This window comes from Methylobacter tundripaludum (assembly GCF_002934365.1).
Lineage (GTDB): Bacteria > Pseudomonadota > Gammaproteobacteria > Methylococcales > Methylomonadaceae > Methylobacter_A > Methylobacter_A tundripaludum_A.
Window position 1 is genome coordinate 94,019 of sequence record NZ_PTIY01000004.1, and the last position, 22,566, is coordinate 116,584.

General features: G+C 50.6%; 17 protein-coding genes and 1 tRNA gene. 6 read left to right on the forward strand and 12 right to left on the reverse strand.

The window, feature by feature from the left end:
* The first annotated feature begins 75 nt into the window (after window positions 1-75).
* The gene (locus B0F88_RS06285) at window positions 76-1,209 is read left to right on the forward strand and encodes a Fic family protein (RefSeq protein ID WP_104423094.1); all 1,134 of its coding nucleotides are present in this window, start codon (window positions 76-78) and stop codon (window positions 1,207-1,209) included.
* A gap of 206 nt (window positions 1,210-1,415) precedes the next feature.
* Here the strand turns inward: B0F88_RS06285 and B0F88_RS06290 are convergent.
* From B0F88_RS06290 to B0F88_RS06330, 9 genes are all read right to left on the reverse strand, one after another.
* Window positions 1,416-1,491, reverse strand: a tRNA-Thr gene (locus B0F88_RS06290).
* A 37-nt stretch (window positions 1,492-1,528) separates the two neighbouring features.
* On the reverse strand, window positions 1,529-3,718 hold the full coding sequence (locus B0F88_RS06295) for a YgiQ family radical SAM protein (RefSeq protein ID WP_104423095.1): 2,190 nt from the start codon (window positions 3,716-3,718) through the stop codon (window positions 1,529-1,531).
* Window positions 3,718-4,527 carry a spermine/spermidine synthase domain-containing protein gene (locus B0F88_RS06300; protein ID WP_104423096.1) on the reverse strand — a complete coding sequence of 270 codons (810 nt, stop codon included), beginning with the start codon at window positions 4,525-4,527 and terminating at the stop codon, window positions 3,718-3,720. The genes B0F88_RS06295 and B0F88_RS06300 overlap by 1 nt, the downstream gene beginning before the upstream one ends.
* Window positions 4,528-4,711: 184 nt before the next feature.
* Window positions 4,712-6,385: a formate--tetrahydrofolate ligase gene (locus B0F88_RS06305; protein ID WP_104423097.1), complete on the reverse strand. Its 1,674-nt coding sequence runs from the start codon at window positions 6,383-6,385 to the stop codon at window positions 4,712-4,714.
* 94 nt (window positions 6,386-6,479) lie between these two features.
* Window positions 6,480-6,923, reverse strand: a complete 444-nt coding sequence (locus tag B0F88_RS06310; protein ID WP_104423098.1) for a hypothetical protein — start codon at window positions 6,921-6,923, stop codon at window positions 6,480-6,482.
* Complete coding sequence (locus B0F88_RS06315; protein WP_104423099.1) at window positions 6,923-8,215, reverse strand: AAA family ATPase; 1,293 nt, start codon at window positions 8,213-8,215, stop codon at window positions 6,923-6,925. The genes B0F88_RS06310 and B0F88_RS06315 overlap by 1 nt, the downstream gene beginning before the upstream one ends.
* An 87-nt stretch (window positions 8,216-8,302) precedes the next feature.
* On the reverse strand, window positions 8,303-9,556 hold the full coding sequence (gene glyA, locus B0F88_RS06320; protein ID WP_104423100.1) for a serine hydroxymethyltransferase: 1,254 nt from the start codon (window positions 9,554-9,556) through the stop codon (window positions 8,303-8,305).
* Between the two features lie 29 nt (window positions 9,557-9,585).
* Window positions 9,586-10,911, reverse strand: coding sequence for a glycerate kinase type-2 family protein (locus B0F88_RS06325; protein ID WP_104423101.1), 1,326 nt, complete (start codon window positions 10,909-10,911; stop codon window positions 9,586-9,588).
* Window positions 10,912-10,938: 27 nt separating this feature from the next.
* Window positions 10,939-11,796, reverse strand: a complete 858-nt coding sequence (locus tag B0F88_RS06330) for an NADP-dependent methylenetetrahydromethanopterin/methylenetetrahydrofolate dehydrogenase (protein ID WP_104423102.1) — start codon at window positions 11,794-11,796, stop codon at window positions 10,939-10,941.
* A 354-nt stretch (window positions 11,797-12,150) separates the two neighbouring features.
* Here B0F88_RS06330 and B0F88_RS06335 point away from each other — a divergent pair, with 354 nt between their 5' ends.
* From B0F88_RS06335 to B0F88_RS06345, 3 genes are all read left to right on the forward strand, one after another.
* On the forward strand, window positions 12,151-13,131 hold the full coding sequence (locus B0F88_RS06335; protein ID WP_104423103.1) for a malate dehydrogenase: 981 nt from the start codon (window positions 12,151-12,153) through the stop codon (window positions 13,129-13,131).
* Between the two features lie 78 nt (window positions 13,132-13,209).
* Entirely contained in the window at window positions 13,210-13,848 is a 639-nt protein-coding gene (locus B0F88_RS06340; RefSeq protein ID WP_104423104.1) for an ABC transporter ATP-binding protein, read from the forward strand.
* Window positions 13,849-13,855: 7 nt separating this feature from the next.
* Window positions 13,856-14,647 carry an ABC transporter permease gene (locus tag B0F88_RS06345; RefSeq protein WP_104423105.1) on the forward strand — a complete coding sequence of 264 codons (792 nt, stop codon included), beginning with the start codon at window positions 13,856-13,858 and terminating at the stop codon, window positions 14,645-14,647.
* A 233-nt stretch (window positions 14,648-14,880) separates the two neighbouring features.
* Here the strand turns inward: B0F88_RS06345 and B0F88_RS06355 are convergent, their stop codons facing one another.
* The gene (locus B0F88_RS06355; protein ID WP_104423106.1) at window positions 14,881-15,825 is read right to left on the reverse strand and encodes a cation diffusion facilitator family transporter; all 945 of its coding nucleotides are present in this window, start codon (window positions 15,823-15,825) and stop codon (window positions 14,881-14,883) included.
* Between the two features lie 372 nt (window positions 15,826-16,197).
* Between B0F88_RS06355 and B0F88_RS06360 the strand changes: the two genes are divergently transcribed.
* Both B0F88_RS06360 and B0F88_RS06365 read left to right on the forward strand, forming a co-directional pair.
* Window positions 16,198-18,366 (forward strand): CHAT domain-containing protein, encoded by a 2,169-nt coding sequence (locus B0F88_RS06360; protein ID WP_104423107.1) that lies wholly within the window; start codon window positions 16,198-16,200, stop codon window positions 18,364-18,366.
* A 12-nt stretch (window positions 18,367-18,378) separates the two neighbouring features.
* Complete coding sequence (locus B0F88_RS06365; RefSeq protein WP_104423108.1) at window positions 18,379-19,932, forward strand: esterase/lipase family protein; 1,554 nt, start codon at window positions 18,379-18,381, stop codon at window positions 19,930-19,932.
* A 96-nt stretch (window positions 19,933-20,028) separates the two neighbouring features.
* Here B0F88_RS06365 and B0F88_RS06370 read toward each other — a convergent pair whose 3' ends face one another.
* Both B0F88_RS06370 and B0F88_RS06375 read right to left on the reverse strand, forming a co-directional pair.
* Complete coding sequence (locus B0F88_RS06370) at window positions 20,029-21,000, reverse strand: 2-hydroxyacid dehydrogenase (protein ID WP_104423109.1); 972 nt, start codon at window positions 20,998-21,000, stop codon at window positions 20,029-20,031.
* 273 nt (window positions 21,001-21,273) lie between these two features.
* Complete coding sequence (locus tag B0F88_RS06375; RefSeq protein WP_104423110.1) at window positions 21,274-22,440, reverse strand: aminotransferase class V-fold PLP-dependent enzyme; 1,167 nt, start codon at window positions 22,438-22,440, stop codon at window positions 21,274-21,276.
* Window positions 22,441-22,566 lie beyond the last annotated feature (126 nt).

A 22,566-nucleotide genomic window follows, 5' to 3' on the forward strand; every position in this document is an offset into this window, starting at 1 on the left:
TGTGTTATTTTAGTTTTTCTATATAATCTAAATTATCAAACAAGACTGTTTTAATTCGTAGGAAAAGCCACGGCAATGAAAGATTTTCAGGCAGGTCGGATCGATCAGCAAACCCATTATAAGAGTTTTCAGCCTAACCCGATCAATCGAGGCTGGGTGCTTGATGACATGGCGTTGATTCAGTTGCTGGGGCAGGCAGATCGTGAATTGGGGCGGCTGGATATGTATTCGGACTACATCCCTAATATCGATCTGTTTATCAGTATGCACGTGCTAAAGGAGTCCACACAATCGAGCAAGATTGAAGGTACGCAGACGAATATGGAAGAAGCGCTACTGGATCAGGAAGATGTTGCGCTGGATAAACGGGATGACTGGGAAGAGGTGCAGAACTATGTGGCGGCTATGAATCATGCGATTGCAAATTTACAGACACTGCCTTTTTCGTCGCGTTTGATCCGTGAGACGCACAGGATTTTGATGCAAAGTGTGCGCGGCAAGCATAAGCAGCCGGGTGAGTTCCGACTTAGTCAGAATTGGATAGGTGGGGCAACGCTTAACGATGCGGTATTTGTGCCGCCCGTACATACTTCTATTGGCGAGCTGATTAGTGATATTGAACGGTTTGTGCATAATGATGACAACTATTTTCCAGAGTTACTGAAAATTGCTTTGGTGCATTACCAGTTTGAAACCATCCACCCCTTCCTCGATGGCAATGGTCGTGTGGGGCGTTTGTTGATTACGCTGTATCTGGTTAGTAAAGGGATATTGAAACAACCGGTATTGTATTTGTCTGATTTTTTCGAGCGCAATCGTTCCCTTTATTACGACAATCTGATGCGGGTGCGGGAAAAAAACGATTTGCAGCAATGGTTAAAGTTTTTCCTGGTTGGTGTTATTGAAACCGCACAAAGCAGCATTACCACGTTCGATAATATTTTGAAGCTGCAAAAACAGGTGGATAGTCAGATACAAACCTTAGGCAGCAGAACCACCAATGCGCAGAAAGTAATTAATTATTTGTACCAGCGACCGATGATTGATGCGGCCAAAGTAGGTGATGTGGCTGATATATCACCCGCATCGGCCTACAAGCTGATTGCCGATTTGGAACGGTTTGGCATATTGAAAGAAATCACCGGCGGCAAGCGTGGAAAAATGTATCTATTTGCGGATTACTTGCAGTTATTTACTAACAATAAGTAGATGCCAGAGAAAAACTGCATGACCTATTTCAAAAGTGAGAGGCCGGGTAACGCCGGCTTTTTTGAGTCTGAATTGTTGGCAATGATTGCCAGGATCAACAGGGGGAATCTTAAAATATTACTACTGATTACTATCAGTTTCTATTTTAAATGGTGACTCAAAATAAAAAAGGCCTAGGTGAAAAACACCTAAGCCTTTGGAACTCTTGGAGCTGGCGATGGGAATCGAACCCGCGACCGGCTGATTACAAATCAGCTGCTCTACCGACTGAGCTACACCAGCGAAGAAGCGCGTATTATACACAACATTTTTTTCTTGGCTAGTACTTTTTTGGCTTTCTTTTTGCCTTGTTTTTGTTGACAGGCTGCGGCTTGCTTTTTCCTGAACGGGTGTTGTCCAGTCCGGTATATTTGGTCTTAAAGCGCTGGATTTTTTCGGGCGTTTCAACCGTACCTTTGGGTTGGAAACTGGGAACCAGATGCTGTTTGCCGTTGCCGATCAAATCGCTGCGGCCCATGTCTTTTAAGGCTTCGCGTAATAACGGCCAGTTCTTGGGGTCGTGATAACGCAGGAAGGCTTTGTGCAGGCGACGCTGCTTGACGCTTTTGGGGATCGGTATATCGGCGACGGTTCGGCTGACTTTATGCAGCGTGTCTTTGCCGGAGTGATACATCGCGGTGGCGATGGACATCGGCGAAGGCAAGAAGGCCTGCACTTGGTCGGCCCTGAAGCCGTTACGCTTTAGCCATAACGCCAGATTGAGCATGTCTTTATCGGTGGTGCCGGGATGGGCGGCGATAAAGTAGGGGATTAAATATTGTTCTTTTCCTGCTTCCTTGGAAAATCTGTCGAACATGTCCTTGAAGCGGTCGTAAGTGCCCATGCCCGGCTTCATCATTTTGGACAGCACGCTTTGCTCGGTATGTTCCGGGGCGATTTTAAGGTAGCCGCCGACATGATGGGTAACCAGTTCCTTGACGTATTCAGGCGACTCCACGGCCAAGTCGTAACGCAAACCGGAGGCGATAAAGATTTTCTTGATGCCGGGCAAGGCGCGAGCCCTGCGGTAGAGTTTAATCAGCGGGGTATGATCGGTATTCAGGTTGGGGCAAATGCCGGGATAAACGCAGGACGGCTTGCGGCAGGCGGCCTCGATTTTCGGATCCTTGCAGGCCAGCCGGTACATGTTGGCGGTAGGCCCGCCCAGGTCGGAAATATGGCCGGTAAACGCGGGCGAAGTGTCGCGGATGGCTTCTATTTCCCTAATGATCGAATCTTCCGATCGGCTTTGGATGATGCGCCCCTCATGCTCGGTGATCGAGCAGAAGGTGCAGCCGCCGAAGCAGCCGCGCATGATGTTGACCGAATGCTGGATCATTTCAAAGGCGGGTACGTTGGCGCTGCCGTAGGCTTTGTGCGGCACGCGGGAGTAGGGCAGGTCGAACACGCCGTCCATTTCCTTGGTGGTCAGCGGAATCGGCGGCGGGTTAATCCATATTTGCCGGGCGCCGTGCAGCTGAATCAACGGGCGTGCATTGCCGGGGTTGGTTTCGCCGTGCATGACCCTTGAGGCGTGGGCGTACAGTATCGGGTCGTCTTTTACCGCTTCATAACTGGGCAGGCGGATGACGGTTTTCGCTCGTTGATCCTTGATCTGCTGTCTGTGCGTTCCCACGCTGGAGCTTGGGAACGAGATCACTTTTTCATCGGTAGCCGCATCGGATTTCTTATCGCAAGCGGGCTCTTCCTGATAAGGATTTTGCGGCGGCATGACCGCTCCCGGATGATCGATGTCGGTGGAGTCCTTAATCGCAAAGCCTTCCGGTATTTGTTTGACGAAATGCACGGTGCCGCGTATGCCTTTCAGTTCCGATATGGTTTCGCCGTTAGCCAGACGATGGGCGATTTCGACGATCTGGCGTTCGGCATTGCCGTAAACCAGCAGGTCGGCTTTGGAATCCAGCAGCACCGATTTCCTGACCTTATCCGACCAGTAATCGTAATGCGCAATGCGTCTCAAGCTGGCTTCGATGCCGCCGATGATAATCGGTACGTCCTTGTAAGCCTCGCGGCAGCGGTGCGAGTAGACGTTAACCGCGCGGTCAGGGCGCTTGCCCGCTACGCCGTCGGGGGTGTAGGCATCGTTCGAGCGGATTTTTTTGTCCGAGGTATAGCGGTTGACCATCGAGTCCATGTTGCCGCCGGTCACGCCGAAAAACAGGTTCGGGCGGCCGAGTTTCATGAAATCCTTGGCGTTGGTCCAGTCGGGTTGGGAAATGATGCCGACCCTGAATCCCTGCGCTTCAAGCAGTCTGCCGATCAGCGCCATGCCAAAGCTGGGGTGATCGATATAGGCGTCGCCGGTCACCAGGATTATGTCGCAGGCGTCCCAGCCGAGTTCGTCCATTTCAGCTTTGCTCATCGGCAGAACCGGGGCAATGCCGAAGCGCTGCGCCCAGTACAGGCGGTAGCTAAAAAGATTGGGTTCGGTTTGCAAGGCGGTAGACATTATTTTCTTATCGAGTTATTGATGACGCTGGAATTGTGCTTGATGATGTCCCTTAAATAAGAGACAAATTCGATCTGGTAAAGCTGCTCAAGAATGATGGCCCGGGTCCGCAGGTCTTTCAGGGAATAGAGCGGAGCCCCTTCGTTGAAAGCCAGGCCGATAATATTGCCCCGGTCTTTAACCGGCAGAAATAAAATCCGCCAGTCAAAAGTCTGTCCCAGCCACAGCGCCGCTTGCTGGAATAAGGGGTTTTTAAGGCCGCCCCAAAGATTGATGACCAGCATGCCGTCTGTTTTTAACAGCATTTTGCAGGCATCGAAAAACGCATGATTACTGATTGACGGCGCCATGCCTTCATGGTCGAACGCGTCAACAAACATCAGGCTGTATTGCCCGCTTTGGCTGTCGGTTCGCTGGCGGACATATTTCGCGCCGTCATCGATGATAACCTTCAGGCGCGGGTCCAGCGGCAGGCCGAAATGGCTGCGCGCTATTTTGACCACGCTCGCCCTGTATTCGACGGCTCTCAATCGGCATTCCGGGAAATGATGCAGCAGGTACTTGGTTAATGAGCCGCCGCCCAAACCGATAATTAAAGCTTCGTCATCAAGCGTGGGCTTAAATAACATCCAGCTGGTCATGCAGCGCACATAATTCAGATACAGTTTATCCGGGTCAGCCAGCAATATACTGCTCTGCCGGGGAAACGAGCCGAAGTGCAGCGACCTTACGCCGTCACGCTCGACAACTTCTAAAATGCCGTCATCATCGTGGCTTTCGTGGATAACGCGGCCTTCATATCTATACATAAACGCGGGGAGTTCTTAAAGGATTGGCTAAATATTATACAGCAGAATGAGGTTGGGCTGGTGTGTGTTGATTTTGCTATTACAGCCGAACGGCGTAGGAACGAATGCCAACGGGTTGAAGTTTTTATGCTTTAGATGAAAGGGGGGACGCCGGGGCTCAAGAGTTTGAACCCCGGCTTGAAGGTTAAAACAATCCGGTGATTTTACCGTTATCGTCAATATCGATACGTTCGGCCGCAGGAACTTTAGGCAGGCCGGGCATTGTCATCATATCGCCCGCAATCGCGACAATAAACCCCGCGCCGTTCGCCAGCCGGACATCGCTGATTTCAACGACATGGCCGGAAGGCGCGCCCTTGGCGTTCGGGTCGGTTGTAAACGACATTTGGGTTTTCGCCATGCAGATCGGGAACTTGCCGTAATCCGCATTCCATGCGGCCAGCTGTGCTTTCACTTTGGCGTTTGCGGTGACGCTGCCGGCCCCGTACAGCTTGGTTGCAATGGCTTCGATCTTTTCCCAGAGGCTCAGGTTTTCGTCGTAGACGTAATTAAACTCGGGTTCGCGGTTGTCAACGATGTCGCTGACCGCATGGGCCAATTCCTCAGCGCCCGCGCCGCCGTTCGCCCAATGCGTGGAAACCACGCATTGGGCGCCCAAGGCTTCGCATTTTTGCTTCAGCAATGCGATTTCCGCATCGGTGTCGAACGTGAAATGATTGATGCACACCACGCAAGGCAGGCCGTAATGGTGGGTGATGTTATGCAAGTGGCGCTCAAGGTTTTCAAAACCTTGTTCCAGCGCGGCCAGGTTTTCCTGGTTTAATTCTTCCTTAACCACGCCGCCGTGGAATTTAAGCGCCCTGACCGTAGCGACCAACACTACGGCGGAGGGCTTGAGTCCGGCCATGCGGCATTTAATGTCGATAAATTTCTCAGCGCCCAAATCGGCCCCGAAACCCGCTTCGGTCACCACATAATCGGCCAGTTTCAGCGCGGTTTTGGTCGCGCTTACGGTGTTGCAGCCGTGGGCGATATTGGCGAACGGCCCGCCGTGGATAATCGCGATATTGTTTTCCAACGTTTGCACCAGGTTGGGTTTTATCGCATCTTTCAATAAGGCCGCCATCGAGCCTTGCGCATTCAGGTCGCGGGCGTAAACCGGCGTGACCCGGTCGGATTTATAGCCGATCACGATGCGGCCCAGGCGTTCTTTAAGATCCGCGCGGCTGGTCGCCAAGCATAAAATCGCCATGACTTCGGAAGCGACCACGATGTCGTAACCGTCTTCACGCAAATAGCCGTTGGCCGGGCCGCCCATGCCGACCACGATGTTGCGCAACGCGCGGTCGTTCATATCGACAACGCGTTTCCATTGGATGCGCCGTGGGTCGATGTCCAGCGCGTTGCCATGATTGATGTGGTTGTCGATCAAGGCCGACAGCAGGTTATGCGCGACGCCGATCGCGTGAAAATCGCCGGTAAAATGCAGGTTGATGTCTTCCATCGGCACAACCTGCGAGTAGCCGCCGCCCGCCGCGCCGCCTTTAACGCCGAAGCACGGCCCTAATGACGGTTCGCGCAGGCACATCATGGTAAGTTTGCCGATGCGGTTCATCGCATCGCCCAAGCCCACGGTGGTAGTGGTTTTGCCTTCGCCAGCCGGGGTAGGGCTGATCGCGGTGACCAGAATCAGTTTGCCGTCTTCTTTATCGGACAGGCTGTTGACGTATTCCAGCGACATCTTGGCTTTGTAATGACCGTAAGGGTCCAGGTGTTCGGCGTCGATGCCGTATTGTTCTTTAACCAAGCCGATGATCGGTTTCATGTTGGCTTGTTGGGCTATTTCTATGTCTGACATTAGGTTTCCTGAGCTTTAAGTTTTTTGTAACGAGTTTCGATAAAAATGTTCGATATTTCGTTCCTAAAATTATCGAACAATGAAATTAATTGGATTAAATGTGTATTTCAGCCTGATTATTTTTTACGGTGAGTTTTGCGCTTACTTTTTTATTGTTTTTCATCTTAGCCGTTAATTGCTGTACACTTGTTGTTAATCGAGGGACCTTTGAAGAAACGATGTAGCATTCTTTTTTACAGCCACGATGCTCGTTTAAAAATCTTTCCATGGTGGCAACTAATTGGTCATAAGCATGTTTTACACCTTCGCCTTTTAATTCCAGATAGATTACCTTGGCAATAACGGTTGTTTCAGACTCATCAATTTCAAACATATAATCACAGCGCAAACTTGGATCAGTCTTTGCAATTAAACAACCATCGACTTTAATTTTTCTAATGATTTTTCCATGTTCATTTCGAATTATTAGTTTTCTTTTGTGCTCTTCTGCGGTGATAATTTCATTAGATGATTGAGTTGCGCACTTGCCATAATCCATTAATCATCACCATATAAAATTTCAGTAGCAACGCTGAATGCGGCTTCAAATTCATCAGATACCGCATCAAGCAGATTTGCGCCAATTAGTCGGTTTTCCAGATCAATGATGGATTCGAGTTTGCCTTTATTTAATGTATAAGCAGACACGTCTTCCAATCGAATCAACTCATCAGTAGCTAGGGCTTTTTCAAGTTTCTTTAACTTGTTTTTATCGCCATTGGCTTTGTCGTAGGCATCTTGTCCTACCACTAAATTATTTATCGCCGTTAATATATAAGGGCTGTGCGTGGTAATAAAAAAAGAATGGCCGAAAGCGTTATATATCGTGGCAATCAGACTGATAATTTGTTTTTGCGATATGGGGAACAAATGCGCTTCAGGTTCTTCTATGAAAAAAGTTGTTGATTTTTCATACATGCGAGACAAAATTTTCAGAACTAAAAGCATAGGTAAAGATTCTTGCTGGCCTGATGAAGCGTTAGCCAAATTAGTCCTTGTTCCTTTGTTTAAAATCCAGTCTTGTTCATCCGCGTAAACGTATTCGCCAACGACTATATCACTAATGAGTTTATCTACTTTTTTTCTAGTAGCGTCATCAGTTTTACCATGACGAAAAAAATCAGATTGATAAATCTGATGCAGCCGCTTCGATTGTTCGTAGCGAGCACCAAACTCTTTAATAAACGTATCTATATCAATATCGTTTACGAGGAATGAAAAAACATTTTTTTGTATAGTGGCAAAAAAAGATCGGCCTGCTGGAATAAAAATAGATCCTTTAAACATATTACAAAATGTGGAATTATCTATTTTTTCAGAAACTGTGTCGTAGAAGATAATATCTTGTCTTGTTGGTGTTTTTTCTTGTTCTATCTCTGTAGTAAATCTACCTAAAGCAAGTTTGTAACTATTTTTTAATTCTTTATGGAAATCCGCCAAGTCCTTACAATAATTAAACTTCAATGTGTATTTATTGCCTGCTTTGGTTCTTGTAATTGATACCTCAACATCTCCATTTTTATATACAATAGAAAACTCCTGATTTGCCCACGAATAGCGGGGAAAAATCTGCTCAAACTGGGTTAAGCATTTCTTATCAATTTCCCGTTTGGTTGCAAATTTTTGGATAGATTGGTAAAAAGCGTCCGAAAAATATTTTTTAAAGAAATAAACTAACTTGGCAATAACGCTTTTACCCTGAGCTTGCGCACCGATTAAGATATTTATTTTTCGTATCTCAAAATCCGCGTGATCTATGGTTAAGAAACCATTAATTTCGATGCGTTCCATTAATCTTTCCTAAAAACGATAAGCCAAAATGTCGGGCAACGAAAAGCAGTCGCCTAAAGCGCCTACTTTTGGTGCCCGATCTACCTATTAACTATAAACCGGAAACCGCGCACAAAGATTGCAGACTTTGTCGCGGACTGCGGCAATGACGCTTTCGTCTTCTATGTTCTCCATCACGTCGCACATCATGTGTGCGATCTCGATCACTTCCGCTTCCTTAAAGCCGCGGGTGGTCGGCGCAGGCGTCCCGACACGGATGCCGCTGGTCACGAATGGCGATTGCGGGTCGTTAGGCACGGCGTTTTTGTTGACGGTGATGTGCGCCCTGCCTAAGGCCGCGTCAGCCGCTTTGCCGGTGATGCCTTTGGCAATCAACGAAACCAGCATCAAATGATCGTCGGTGCCGCCGGAAACTACGTCGAAGCCGCGTTTCATGAACACTGCGGCCATGGCTTGGGCATTTTTAATGACCTGTTGCTGATAAACGCGAAACTCGGGCTGCATGGCTTCCTTAAACGCAACGGCTTTGGCCGCGATCACATGCATCAACGGGCCGCCCTGGATGCCGGGGAAGATGTTGGAGTCGAATTTTTTCTCCAGTTCCGGGTTGCTTTTGCACAAAATCAAACCGCCGCGCGGGCCGCGCAAGGATTTGTGCGTGGTGCTGGTGACCACGTCGGCAATCGGCACGGGGTTGGGGTATAAACCTGCGGCGACCAGACCGGCGATATGCGCCATATCGACAAACAGGTAAGCGCCCACTTTATCGGCGATGTCGCGGAAGCGTTGCCAGTCCCAGATGCGCGAGTAGGCGGAAAAGCCGGCGACAAGCACTTTAGGTTTGTGTTCCAGCGCCAGTGCTTCGACTTGCGCATAATCGATTTCGCCGGTTTCAGGATGCAAACCGTATTGCACCGCATGGTAGATTTTGCCGGAGAAGTTCGGTTTGGCGCCGTGGGTTAAATGGCCGCCGTCGGCAAGGCTTAGGCCCAGGATGGTATCGCCCGGCTGGATCAGGGCCATGAATACCGCCATGTTGGCTTGCGAGCCTGAATGCGGTTGCACGTTCGCGTAATCGGCGCCGAACAATTCTTTGGCGCGGTCGATGGCCAATTGCTCGGCCTTGTCGACAAATTCACAGCCGCCGTAGTAACGTTTGCCGGGATAGCCTTCGGCATATTTGTTGGTCAACAGGGTGCCTTGCGCTTCCATGACCCGCGGACTGCAATAGTTTTCGGAAGCGATCAGTTCGATATGATCTTCCTGGCGTTGGCGTTCTTCTTCGAGGGCCTGGAACAATTCATCATCGAAGCCTTTGATAGTCATTGATTTTTTAAACATGGTGTTCTCCTGGATTAATATTTTTTTGTTTAAGGGGCAGGCTGGATCAGCAGTATTTGCAGATCGGCGACATTGGTGCCTGTCGCGCCGGTATTCACTAGGTCGCCGGACGCTTTTAAAGCGGTGTATGAGTCGTTGTTCTCAAGTAGCCCGGTCGGGTTTACGCCTGCCTGGGTCATGCGTTTAATCGTATCCCGGTCAACGATGCCGCCTGCCGCATCGGTGGGGCCGTCGCGGCCGTCGGTGCCGCCGCTGAGGAACGCCCAGTTGCCGGTTAAGCCTTGTTGCTTGGCTGCAATCGCAAAAGCCAAGGCCATTTCCTGATTGCGGCCGCCGCGTCCCGCGCCTTTCAATGTGACTGTGGTTTCACCGCCCGCCAGCAGAGCTATGGGTTGGTTTACGGTAAGCGCTTTTGCGTGGGTAGCCAGCTTTTCGGCTTCCTCTCTGGCTTCGCCGCATAAGTGATCGCTGTATAGTTCGGTTTCGTAGCCCAGCTTCTGTGCGGCTTGCAGCATCGCATTGACGCTGATGGTATTGCTGCCGACCAAAGTGTGTCCGGTGTTGTTGAAAATAGCGTCGCCCGGCTTGGGTGTTTCGGCAATATGGCTCAGCTCGCCCTGTTCCAGATGCTGCCGGACATTGCTCGGAACCTGATCCCAAACGCCGTTGGCTTTAAGAACCTCGATCGCATCGGCGTAAGTGGTGCCGTCGGCTACGGTGGGGCCGCTGGCAATGGCGCTTAGGTCATCGCCCAACACGTCGGATAAGATAAGCGCATGCAAAGACGCAGGCGCAGCCATACGGGCCAGGCCGCCGCCTTTGAGTTGCGACAAATGTTTGCGCACGCAGTTGACCTGGTTGATGGCGGCTCCTGAGGCCAGCAGTAAATCGGTAGTGGCAATCTTTTCCTGCAAGCTAATCCGTCCGGCAGGGTAGGGGATCAGCGCCGAACCGCCGCCGCTGACCAGTACCAGCACCAGTTCATTCTGTTGCGCATTCTGTACGCGTTCGGCAATGAGTTGAGCGGCTTTAAGCCCGGCGGCATCGGGCAAGGGATGCGCTGCGCCGATCACGTCAACATTGTCGACGCTGCTTACATTCTCGTAATTGGTGACGGCTATGCCTCTGTCCGCCAGCTTTTCCGCAGGAATAATTTCCTGCGCCGCTTGCGCCATTGCGCAGGCGGCTTTGCCGAAAGCGATAAGGTGGATTTGTGAATAACCGTCGAAGAGCTTGGGCGCCAAGCAGTGTTTAACCGCCTGATAAGGATCGGCCGCCGCTATGCCCGCCTGAAAAATGCGAAGGGCGTCTTGTCTAAGTAAAACCAAATCGGTTTGATCGGGTAAAGGCTTCATGTCGGGCTCTGTGGCGGCAGGCGCTGTTTAAGCCATTTCCTTAGCCAGCGCGAAGATATTTTCGGCGTCGAAAACCTGCTTGTTGTCTTCAAACAGCTTTGCAATACAGGCGCGGTGTAAAGCTAGTTTCAGCGAGCCGAAACCGATAGCGCCCCAGATGATTTTGCCGTTGCGCAGGTTGCCTTTGTCCATCACGTCGGTACCGCCGATGCCCAATGGGGGTGTAGCGTTGGCGTCGGCGATCATTTCGATGTTGGTGTTGTGTTGCCATTGCTCGGCTGTGAGCAGTTCCACGCCGGCCGCGCCGGTTGCAAAAACAATGTTCGCGTGTTCGATGGCTTTGGCCCGCGCATCGTTATCGAAAGCTTCGACAGGGGTCAGGTTTACGCCAAAGCGTGCTTTCATGTTGTCGCAGGCTTGAACGGCGCGCTCCATTTTACGGCCGGTCAATGTGACTTCCGCGCCTTCCTTAGCCAGCATCGCCGCCGCGCGTTGTCCTACCGGGCCGGTGCCGGCCAGAACCACCGCTTTTTTACCGGCCAGGACGCCGCTGGACGCCAGTTTTGCAACGGCGGCGGCGGCCGTGGTGTTGCTGCCGTTACTGTCGAGCATGACCGAAACCTGAAAGCCGGGAAAAAAGTGTTTTTGCACAGCGCTAAATAACGCCTGACCCGCGATCATGTCGCTGCCGCCGACAAAAATGGCGGTATTTTTCTTGTCTTTGGGCGCACGGGTAAATATCGTGCCTTCCACCAGCGCCGAGATGTTGTCAGGCGTCAGTCCTCCGTGTCCGATCACATGATCCGCACCGCCGTCATAGGCTACAACAGTATCGAAAACTGATGGGTGAGTGTCTGTGTCGAATTGGAATAGCAGTTTTTTCATTAACTTACTCGTGATCGGTTGTCTGGTGTGCGTGAATGCGATTATTAAAGCGGCGTATTATATCGTGATAAACGAAACGCTGCCTTATTTAGCCTGCTTCCTGATTAAGCAGGATTTGTAATTTTGCGGTGTTTTTTTGATATGCTTGCTAGTAGAGGCTTATCTTCGTTATTATTCCGTAAAAAAGGACTTATGCTGTGGTTGTTAGGCGTTGTCGGCAATTGCTCCCGCATTGCTCTACCTCCTGCATCCATGCAGTCGTCGGGAAGGGGCGGTTGCGGTGTTTTCCGATTATCCTGGTAGCTTTATCGAATAAGCTTAGGAAAAAATATACAAACCAAAGGAAAAAAACAGATGAAATCACCCGTTCACATTGCCGTAACAGGCGCCGCAGGACAAATCAGCTATTCTTTGCTGTTCCGGTTGGCGGCCGGTGCGCTATTGGGCAAAGAGCAGCCGATCGTACTGCATTTGCTTGAAATAACGCCGGCAATGAGCGCCTTGCAAGGCGTGGTGATGGAATTAAAAGATTGCGCTTTTCCTTTGCTGCACCGTATCGAAGTGACGGACGATCCCAGAGTGGCTTTCAAGAATGTCGACTATGTATTTTTGGTTGGCGCACGGCCGAGAGGGCCGGGCATGGAGCGCAAGGATTTACTGGAAGTCAATGCAGAGATTTTTGCCGTTCAAGGCAAAGCCTTGAGCGATGTTGCAAGCAGGAAGGTAAAGGTTTTGGTGACCGGCAACCCGGCCAACACCAATGCCCTGATCGCCTTGAGCAATGCGCCGGACTTGAAGCCGGAAAATTTTTCCGCAATGACAAGGCTGGATCATAACCGGTCGCTAAGTCAGTTGGCTGAGAAATGCGGTGTTCTACCTGCCGATATAAAAAACATGATTGTTTGGGGCAATCATTCGACTACGCAGTATCCCGACATCCATCATGCCAAGGTCAAGGGGCAGGACGCCTTGTCTTTGGTCGATAACGATTGGTACGTCAATGAATTCATTCCGATCGTTCAGCAGCGGGGAGCTGAAATCATTAAAGCCAGAGGCCAATCCAGCGCCGCATCGGCTGCCAATGCGGCGATAGGCCAGATGAGAACTTGGGCTTTGGGCACCGATCCGGGCGACTGGGTCAGCATGGCGGTGTTATCGGACGGCAATTACGGTATAGAGCCCGGCTTGGTTTACTCTTTCCCGGTAACGGTAATTGACGGCGAGGTGAATGTTGTCAGAGGCCTCGATATTAACGAGTTTAGCTGGAAAAGAATGCGCATTACCGAGGCCGAATTAAAAGAAGAAAGGGATGCGGTTAAGCATTTATTGAAATAAAGGCTCCGTCAGGGGCTTTTTAGGCACACCGCCGTTCGTGGCTTCGCCGTAGCGCGTTCAATCAAACACAATCACTTCATGTCCCCTATCATTCGATTCGACCGCGTATCGGTTACCGTTCACGAAAAAACGATTCTATCCGACGTCAGTTTTGCCCTTTTACCGGGAGAAAAAGCCGTGTTATGCGGCAAATCCGGTTCCGGTAAAAGCAGCGTACTGAAAACCTTGCTCGGACTTCATCCGATAAAATCAGGCACGGTTTACTTCCAGCAACAACCGCTGACTCCGGCATCCGTCCAAACCGTTCGAAGCTGCACCGCTTATATTGGGCAAGAACCGATGCTGGCTGCCGAAAGCGTGCGCGAAGCCCTGCTGTTGCCTTTTCAATTCAAAGCGCATCGCGATCATCGCCCGACCGAATCCCGGCTTATCGAGGTGTTGCAACGGTTGCAGCTGCCGGTCAGCATTTTAAGCCGGCAAAGCAGCCGTATTTCCGGCGGCGAAAAACAACGGATTGCACTGGCCAGGGGGCTGTTATTGGGCAAAAAACTGTATTTGCTCGACGAGGTGACCAGCGCGCTGGACGCGGAAAGCAAGCAAGCCGTGTTCGATGTTTTCTCCGATCCCGAGCTGACGGTGCTTTCGGTCACTCACGACCCGGAGTGGGTGGAGCGTTGCACTATTATTTTTGAACTTGAAGCGGGTCGATTGACTTAAGGGCGTCATGGAAACACTGGATATTCAACTGCCGCAGATGGCGCTGCTTTACGGCCTCTGCTTGCTGCCCTGGTTACTGCTCTGGCTGATCGGCCTGCGTTTGAGCCGGGATATAGGCATCAGCATCCTGCGCATGACCATCCAGTTAATGCTGGTCGGCATTTATCTGAAAATGCTGTTCGACCTGAACAATCCCTGGCTCAACGGCTTATGGATACTGGTGATGCTGATAGTCGCCGATTTAAGCATCCTGCGGCGCGCCGGACTTAAGGCGCGTTATTTCGCGCTGGCCACGTTTGCCGCGATTGCAGCCAGCATATTGTTCTCCACCACCTATCTGGTGATCCTGGTGATCCAGCCGGCTCATTTTTACGACGCCCGATATATCGTGCCTTTGGCGGGCATGATTCTCGGCAACTGCTTGCAAGGAAACGTCATCGCGTTGGAGCGCTTTTATTCGGCGCTGCGCAAGAACGAAAACGAATACGCGACCTTTTTGATGCTGGGTGCGACACGCTGGGAAGCCGTGCGCCCGTATTTTCGGGATGCGGTCAAGGCCGCAATCAATCCGACCATCGCCGGCATGGCGACCATGGGCTTGGTGTCTTTGCCCGGCATGATGACAGGTCAAATTCTGGGCGGCAGCGAACCGTGGCTGGCGGTGAAATACCAAATCGCGATCATGATCTGCATTTTCACCAGCACCACCGTAGCCTGCATCATCAACCTGAAACTCAGCCTGAATATCGGCTTCGATGCGTTTGATGTGCTGAGGGATGAAGTGGTTGAGAAACCTTGATTGATCGGCTCTTCAAGCCGCGTCGCGAGCTTGTAGGCCCAAGGCTTTGGGTCCGGCCATCAGCACCGAGGCGAGATAAAGGGGCGCCAGCGGATAGGCCAGATCGCCGGCGGCATCGTTGAAAAAAACTGACCAGTCCAAGCAGCCAGACGGTGCGGGGTAATGCGAAAAGAGGCTTTAACATTCAGATTTCGCTCAAAAAATGTTAGTTGATGTGATTCAATCTATTGGACTTAATGGCGGTGCTGTACAGGTTCGGTTGCAACCAGCGAACAGCATGCGTGATTGGTTGTTCCCTGTTCAACTTGCAGGGTGCTGTGATGAATGGAATACCGTTCTTTCAGTGTTTGTGCGATGCAGTCCATAAATGCATCGTCAGGGCGGCCGTCAGGTATGACCAAGTGAGCCGTCAACGCTGTTTCGGTGGTGCTCAATCCCCAAATATGCAAATCATGGACGTCGGTTACACCGTCCAATTGGCGCAGGTACATGTCAATTGCGGGCGCGTTAACCTCTTTAGGCACGGCGCTCAAGGCCAATCGCAGCGAATCGCGCAACAAGCCCCAAGTGCCTATCACGATCACGGCCACAATCGCTAAACTGATGGCCGGGTCGAGCCAGTACCAGCCGAAATGCAACATCGCCAAGCCGGCAATCACCACTGCGAGCGACACCGCGGTATCCGCCACCATATGCAGGTAAGCGCCCCGAATGTTTAAATCCTTTTTGCCGCCTTTCATCAACAGCAATGCGGACAGTCCGTTGATGACGATGCCAACCGCCGCCACAATCGATATGGTTAGACTGGCTACCGCCGGTGGTTGCGAAAAGCGGTGAACGGCTTCCCATGCAATCGCGCCACAGGCCACCAAGAGTAATGCGGCGTTAGCGAGCGCCGCCAGAATGGAGGTGCTGCGCAGTCCGTAGGTGTAGCGCTGGTTCGGCTGCCTGCGCGCTAAAATAACCGCACCCCATGCCAACAGCAGGCAGAGCACGTCGGATGCATTATGCCCCGCATCGGCCATGAGAGCGGTTGAGTTGGCGATAACCCCATAGGCGAACTCAATCGCTACGAATACCAGATTCAGCAATATGGTGAAGATGAAAGTACGTCCTTGGTGATTCGGGGTAGGGTGATGGTGTCCTGCGGAATGATCGTGTTGGTGATGATGGGCCATTACTTATAAATCCTCGTCCGGCAAAATAACGTGTGATCTTGGAACGGCATAGCCTTTTTCGGCATTCCGTTCAGGTTTGTTTCAAGCTCATATCGTATAACTTTATCTTGAAATATCCATCGGGTCGATTTTCTTGGAAAAACCAGTTGATTCACGAAAACCCAAAGTAAACGTCTGCGCCGGATAAAGAGCGGAGTTTGTGTGCTAGACTGGGTGGCATCGCCAGGGACTGTCGAATAATCACGGGAGCGGTCGGGTTTCGCAGGCTCAACAATCCAGCTATGCACGCTCAAGGTGCGGTAAAAGCGAGCGAGTCTGTCAATTTTAAGCAACGTTAGGTTTTTCCGCCTTGCAAAAGGAAAGAGGATAAAAATGTCTGAGATTCGACTAAATAAAAATATTTGCACCATTGAAACCAGCATGACCGTGGGGCAAATCATAGAGATTTTGGCTAAGAAGCCATATGCCTACATTGTGTTACGCCGCCCGAAACAGGAAGCGGGTGCTTACTGGTTTTATGTGTGTCGCCCGGAACAGCTTTTATTCTGGATTAAGAATTCCGGTTCGTTTCCGAATATACCTGATGATATTGAGAAGACTCCAGTTTCATATCTAATTGATAAACTAAGGAAAAAGAATGATTCAGCAAGCCAAAGTTTACCTTTGATGGAGCTGATTCCATTTCATGAAACTGACTCGGCGCCTGTTGTAAATAAAAAAATCTCAAGCTGGAATGAAGATTTTTACCGGGGCGGGTGGAAGTCCGCTAATTTTCCAGTCTTATTACAAGGTAATAAACCGCAAGGCGTCTTTGATCCTGTTCAGGTTCAAGAAAAAAAAATGAGTAAGCAAGAAAATAGATTGTTCGGATATGTCGGAATCCCGGAAACAATTCAATCTTATCGTGGAATACCAACCTATCACGCCGCCGATACGGCAGATTCTAAATTGTTTGGTTATGAGGAGCAGGAGGGGCTGAATGCTGTAGCTGCGGCTTTTGCCGATGCAAAATCAATGCATCAAGCCTATCCCGACATTAAAGCGTCCGATGAGCATCCTGTTGCCGGCGACTCTATTGACCTGGAAGTCAGCCTTGAAGATGTTCTCAGTGCAACAACCAGCGGGATAGTCATGCTTCCGAATGAAGCGCCTGAGTTTGTATTTAAGATGCGCGTGCATTTGCTGTGTGCAGACCATTCTGAATGGCAAGACCTCGACTATAGTCAAGCCAAGGGTACGATAACATCAGCACAGTTTACAATAACAGCCCCTGATTTGACGCTCGACGCTAACGGAGATTATCCGGAACGGGAAAAATTGTTGGTTCGCGCCAATTTTTATTATGAAAACCGCTGGTGCGGTGAAGGGCGGCGATTTCTGGACTTACGGCTGGATGATTCTATCGCGCCAGTAAAGAAGATTCCCAAGCCGCCGGAAAGTGAATGGCAGAAGTGTCTTAACATTGAGCAAGGCGCCCAGCCTGCTGATTTGCTAGTGCGTATTCAGCATAAACAGGGTAATAACTATCTCTGGAGTTTTCTCTCGCCCCACCTTGAGTTTGCCGGAAGCTCCGAGGCAAGCATGGAAATACCGGACGGCGCCGAGGCTTGGGTTAAAACGCTGTTGGAACCCTATGCCGGCATTGATCTTTTTGATTTGAAGAAGGCGGAAATCAAAGGCATAGGAAAAGCTATCTACGACAGTACGCCCAAAGATTTTAAAGAAGCCTACCGGGAACTTTTCCACGCCTTAAATGCCAATTTCAATAGCATCCTGTTTATCTCGGATGAATCGTGTGTGCCTTGGGAACTTATGCATATAGCCATTGAAGGCGTGACGCCGGAATTTCTGGGTATCCGTCACGCCGTCGGGCGCTGGATTGCCAGTGAATCATCCCGTCTTGTCCAGAATATCAATGTACAAGAGTTTGTAGTGACGGGGTCGGACTATGCTAATACTCCTAAAATCAATAAACTTCCCTGGGTCAGAGATGAGCTTGATTGGCTCACGGAACACTATAGATCCCAGCGTATTGCGCTAAATTCAGCAACCATTTTGGATTTTTTAAAAAATGGTACCGCCCAAGCGGTTCATTTTGCTTGTCACGGCCAGAACTCAAACAAAAACTCTTTGCTGAATGAGTTGATCATGGAGGATTATCCTGAAAATATTACGCCTTTGGTTATTAACGGATGGGACGTTCAGAACGGGCTGGGTAAGCAGCACCCTATAATCTTTTTAAACGCCTGCCAAGCCGCGGCGGCGGGAAATGAGCTTGGACTGATTGTCGGCCTCCCCGCCGCTTTTCTGGCGGCGGGCGCCAGTGCGGTCATCTGCCCGCTTTGGAGAATTAGCGACGAACATGCAAAAGAAATTACCGAACAATTTTATCTGGCGGCTTTCGCGCAGTCCGGCAAAACCCTGGGGGAAATTCTACAAACTATTAGGGAGCAATGGGAAAGTAAGAATCACCTTACTTTCCTGGCTTATGTTCTCTATGGCGACCCGCAGGCTAAAATTAATTTTAATCCTCAACCATAAAGAGAGACCGCTATGGAAGACTTTGAATTAGAAGAAAACACAGACCCGATTGAGCTGGACGCGGGCATTACGTTGCTTGCCCCCGGCCTGGCCGGTTCCTGTCGTTATGTTGGTGCGCGCACGCACGGTACAACACGCGCGTTGACAGCTGAAAAGACCGGGTTGGATGAGGCCATCAGGGAGGCGAATCTGGAAGACCGGCATACGCTGGTCATTGAAGCGCCAACGCCCGAGCCTCAACCTGAACAAGGCGGACGCGGCGGCGTATTTGAGGATGCTGTGGGCAACAATGAAATTTTGTTGCAAGTCCCGGGGTATCAAGATGAGCGGCAGTTCCTGATGTACACCGATGAAGCCGGGATTATTTCTTTTCACTATCCTGAACCCGTCGAACCCAATCAAGCTTTGCCCAGCACTCGTTCGGTCGAAGCGGCCGTTCAGAACCAATACCGGATCACTTTGCGCAGTGGACAGGATCAAAATCCCGCCAAACCCGCATCCGATTCGCGCGGACTGTTTGGCAAAATTGGCAGCAAGATACTTAAGGTATTGGTCACCAAGGTGTTTGACAAGCAGGCAGGCAGCTCGGTGCATTGGGCTATACAGCAATGGGAAAATCGCTGCAGGGCATTTCAGGGCTTGCACGCTGGGAAAAACTTTACTGAATTGATGAGCCAGTCTCCTATGCCCTTCGATAAGTGGGATGATATTCGCGATAAAAAAGCCTTGTTGTTTATACATGGCACCAGCAGCAGCACGGCGGGTGCATTTGCCGGGCTGTTAAAATCCGATATTCCTGAAAAGCTTTATGAACAGTATGATGGACGGGTCTTGGCCTTCAACCACCACACTATGAGCATTGGCGTTGCCGAAAACGTTATGCAGTTTTACGACGCCTTCAAGGATCATCCGGGCAATTATGTTTTTGACATTATCTGCCATAGCCGCGGTGGGCTGGTGGCGCGGGCGTTGACTCATCTGCCCGATGACTTTATCGCCCAACGGCTCGATGGCCGGCAACGTCCGCCAGACGTTAACATAACGATTGACCGGATTGTCTTCGTGGCTACGCCAAATGCCGGAACCGACTTAGCCCGCCCGGAGAACCTCTCGGCAATGATTGAGCGGCTTGCCAACTTTGTTAATCAGTTCCCGGACGGTTTGGCCTCGATTAGCGGGGGCATGTTGTTGACACTGGCGTCAGCAATAGTCGATGCAGGGCTGCCTTATGTTCCGGGATTGGAAGATCAAAGTCCGGTTAGCAACTTGGTTAATGTTTTAAATAGTAAGCCGGAATACTCTGAACGCTACTACGGATTCGGGGCTGATTATGAGGTCACAGGAAATTTGCGAACCGTGGTTAAAGCGGGAGTGGATTCTGTGGTGGATCGACTGTTTAATGATAAAGCCAATGACTTAGTGGTTCCTACCTTGGGCGTTTCAAGCAATGCTTGCTTTAGCCTGGATTCCAGCCACATTCATGATTTTAACGGTGGCGAGGTTTACCATACTAATTTCTTTTTTCAGACGGAAATAAGAAAAATACTGGAATTTTTGGCGGAATAATCGACAACGGATAATCAAACCTTTATCCGGCTAATAATTTGATCGGATTTTTGCACTGTGCAGGGTCGGAGCAGTCTCAACCTTGCACAGTATCTGTCAGACAACCCGGTCAGGCAGCTGGTCCCCGGCAAAAAACGCAGCCAGATTGGCTAAAACTTTTTCACCCATTGCGGTGCGTGTTCCTAATGTGGCGCTGCCTAAATGCGGCAGTAGCGACACATTGTCCAGGGTTAGGAAGCCTTCGTGTACATTGGGCTCCCCTTCATAGACATCGAGACCTGCTCCGGCAATCCGTTTGTTTTTAAGCGCATCGATCAGCGCGGCGCTGTCAACGACATCGCCTCGGGCGGTGTTAATTAAATGCGCGGACGGCTTCATCAGGTTGATCATGTCGGCATTGATTAAATGCCGTGTTGCCTCGCCGCCGGGGCAGTGCAGCGAAACATAATCGGCTATTTGCATCAGTTCTTCGATCGAGCCGCAACGGGTGGCGTTAAGGTCGTCGGTTACATATTCGTCGGCCGGGCTGGGTTTGAAATAGACGATTTTCATGCCGAAGCCGTGATGGGCTTTTCTTGCCATGGCTTGGGCGATACGGCCGAAGCCGATCAAGCCCAAGGTGGCGCCGGTCACATCGCTGCTCAGCATGTGCGTCGGGCACCAGCCTTGCCATTGTTTGGCGCGGACCAGACGGTCGCCTTCCGCGCCGCGGCGTGCGGACATTAACAACAAGGTCATCGCAATGTCGGCGGTGCTGTGCGTCAACACGCCGGGTGTGTTGCTGACCACTAGACCCTGCGCCTTGGCGGCGTTAATGTCGATATGGTTGTAGCCTACGCCGAAGTTGCCGAGAATTTTGCAGCGTTTGTTTTCGACGTTGATAACGTCGGCGGGAAATGAATCGCAAACGGTGGGACAAACGGCGTCGTAATTTTGCAGTGCGGATCTAAATTCGTCCGCGCTTAAAGGCCGGTCATCTTCGTTTAAGGTGGCGTCGTAAAGGGCTTTGAGTTTTGCCTCGACTGAGGCGGGCCATTTGCGGGTAACAAAGACTTTGGGTTTGCTCATGGGTTATCCTCTCATTGGCGTGTGGTGGATTAAGATATATCACCACGAAGACACGAAGAGCACGAAAAAAACAGAATGAAAATTACTGATTAAATATACAGGCTTTCTGTTTAAAAATAACGCCATGATGGAAAACGAAATAAAAGCTTCGTGTCCTCGGCAATTGCTCCTGCATTGCTCTACCTCCTGCATCCATGCAGTCGTTCGTGTCTTCGTGGTGAATTTTTTTACTTAAGTTGGCGTGCGGGGCGTGTTGTACACGCCCCTGCGATATTACTGCGCTGTTGAACGGTAGTATTCAATCGCCGCAGCAACACCGGAACCCGGTTTGATGTCAAAGCCGTTGTCCAACATCGCCATTTCAACGCCTGCGATACAGCCCAGCATCGAAACGTCGTTCATATCGCCGACGTGGCCGATACGGAAAGCTTTGCCGGCCAATTCGGATAAACCGGCGCCTAAAGAAATGTCGTAGCGGCTAAAAGCAGTGCCGATCACGTCTCTGGCATCCTTGTCTGCGGGAACCACAATCGCAGTCACGGTGTCCGACTCGAAACCGGGCTGGGCGCAAATTGTTAACCCCCACGCGGCAACGGCTTTGCGGACGCCTTCGGCCAAACGGTGATGACGCGCGTAAACATTTTCCAGGCCTTCTTCCAGCAGCATGTCTAACGCTTTGCGCAAGCCGTAAAGAATGGGCAGCGCCGGTGTGTATGGCGTGTAACCGTCTTTGTTGGCATTCACCTGGTCTTTCAAGTCCAGGAAGCAGCGCGGGTAGGTTGATGTTTCCGTGGCTTTTAGCGCTTTTTGGCTGAATGCCAGGAATGCGCCGCCGGCAGGCATCATAAAGCCCTTTTGCGAGCCGCTGATTGCGCCGTCTACGCCCCATTCGTCCATGCGGAAGTCAAGGCTCGCAATAGAGCTGACGCCGTCAACGAATAAGAGCGCCGGATGGTTTGCCGCGTTCATGGCTTTGCGAACGCCGCCAATATCGCTGGTAACGCCGGTAGCGGTTTCGTTGTGCGTCGCCAAAACGGCCTTGATTTCGTGTTGGGTGTCTTCTTTTAAACGGGCTTCCAGCTTATCCAAAGGAATGCCTTTGCCCCAGGTTTCCTGATGAATCTCGACATCGAAGCCTAAGCGTTTTGCCATTTCAGCCCATAAATGGCTGAATTGACCGAAGCGATAGATTAAAACCTTGTCGCCAGGGTTTAAAGTGTTGGTTAACGCAACTTCCCAGCCTGCGGTACCGGTAGCAGGAAAAATAAACGCTTGTCCGGTTTCTGTTCTAAAGATTTTTTTCAGGTCTTGTAAAAGAGGTGTCAACAGTTTTGGGAACGCGGGAGAACGATGGTCTTCCATGGTGACATGCATAGCGTTCAGGATTTCATTTGGCACATTGGTAGGGCCAGGAATATAAAGGTGGTTACGACCAGCCATTGCATTGCCTCTTTGAGTAGTAGTTGAGTGATAAACACGGCTTGGATATTGAAAAAGCCAATGTCCAAAAACCAGCAATAATGACATAGCCGCTAAAAATCGGCAAGGTTAGATTACGGCTCGAGC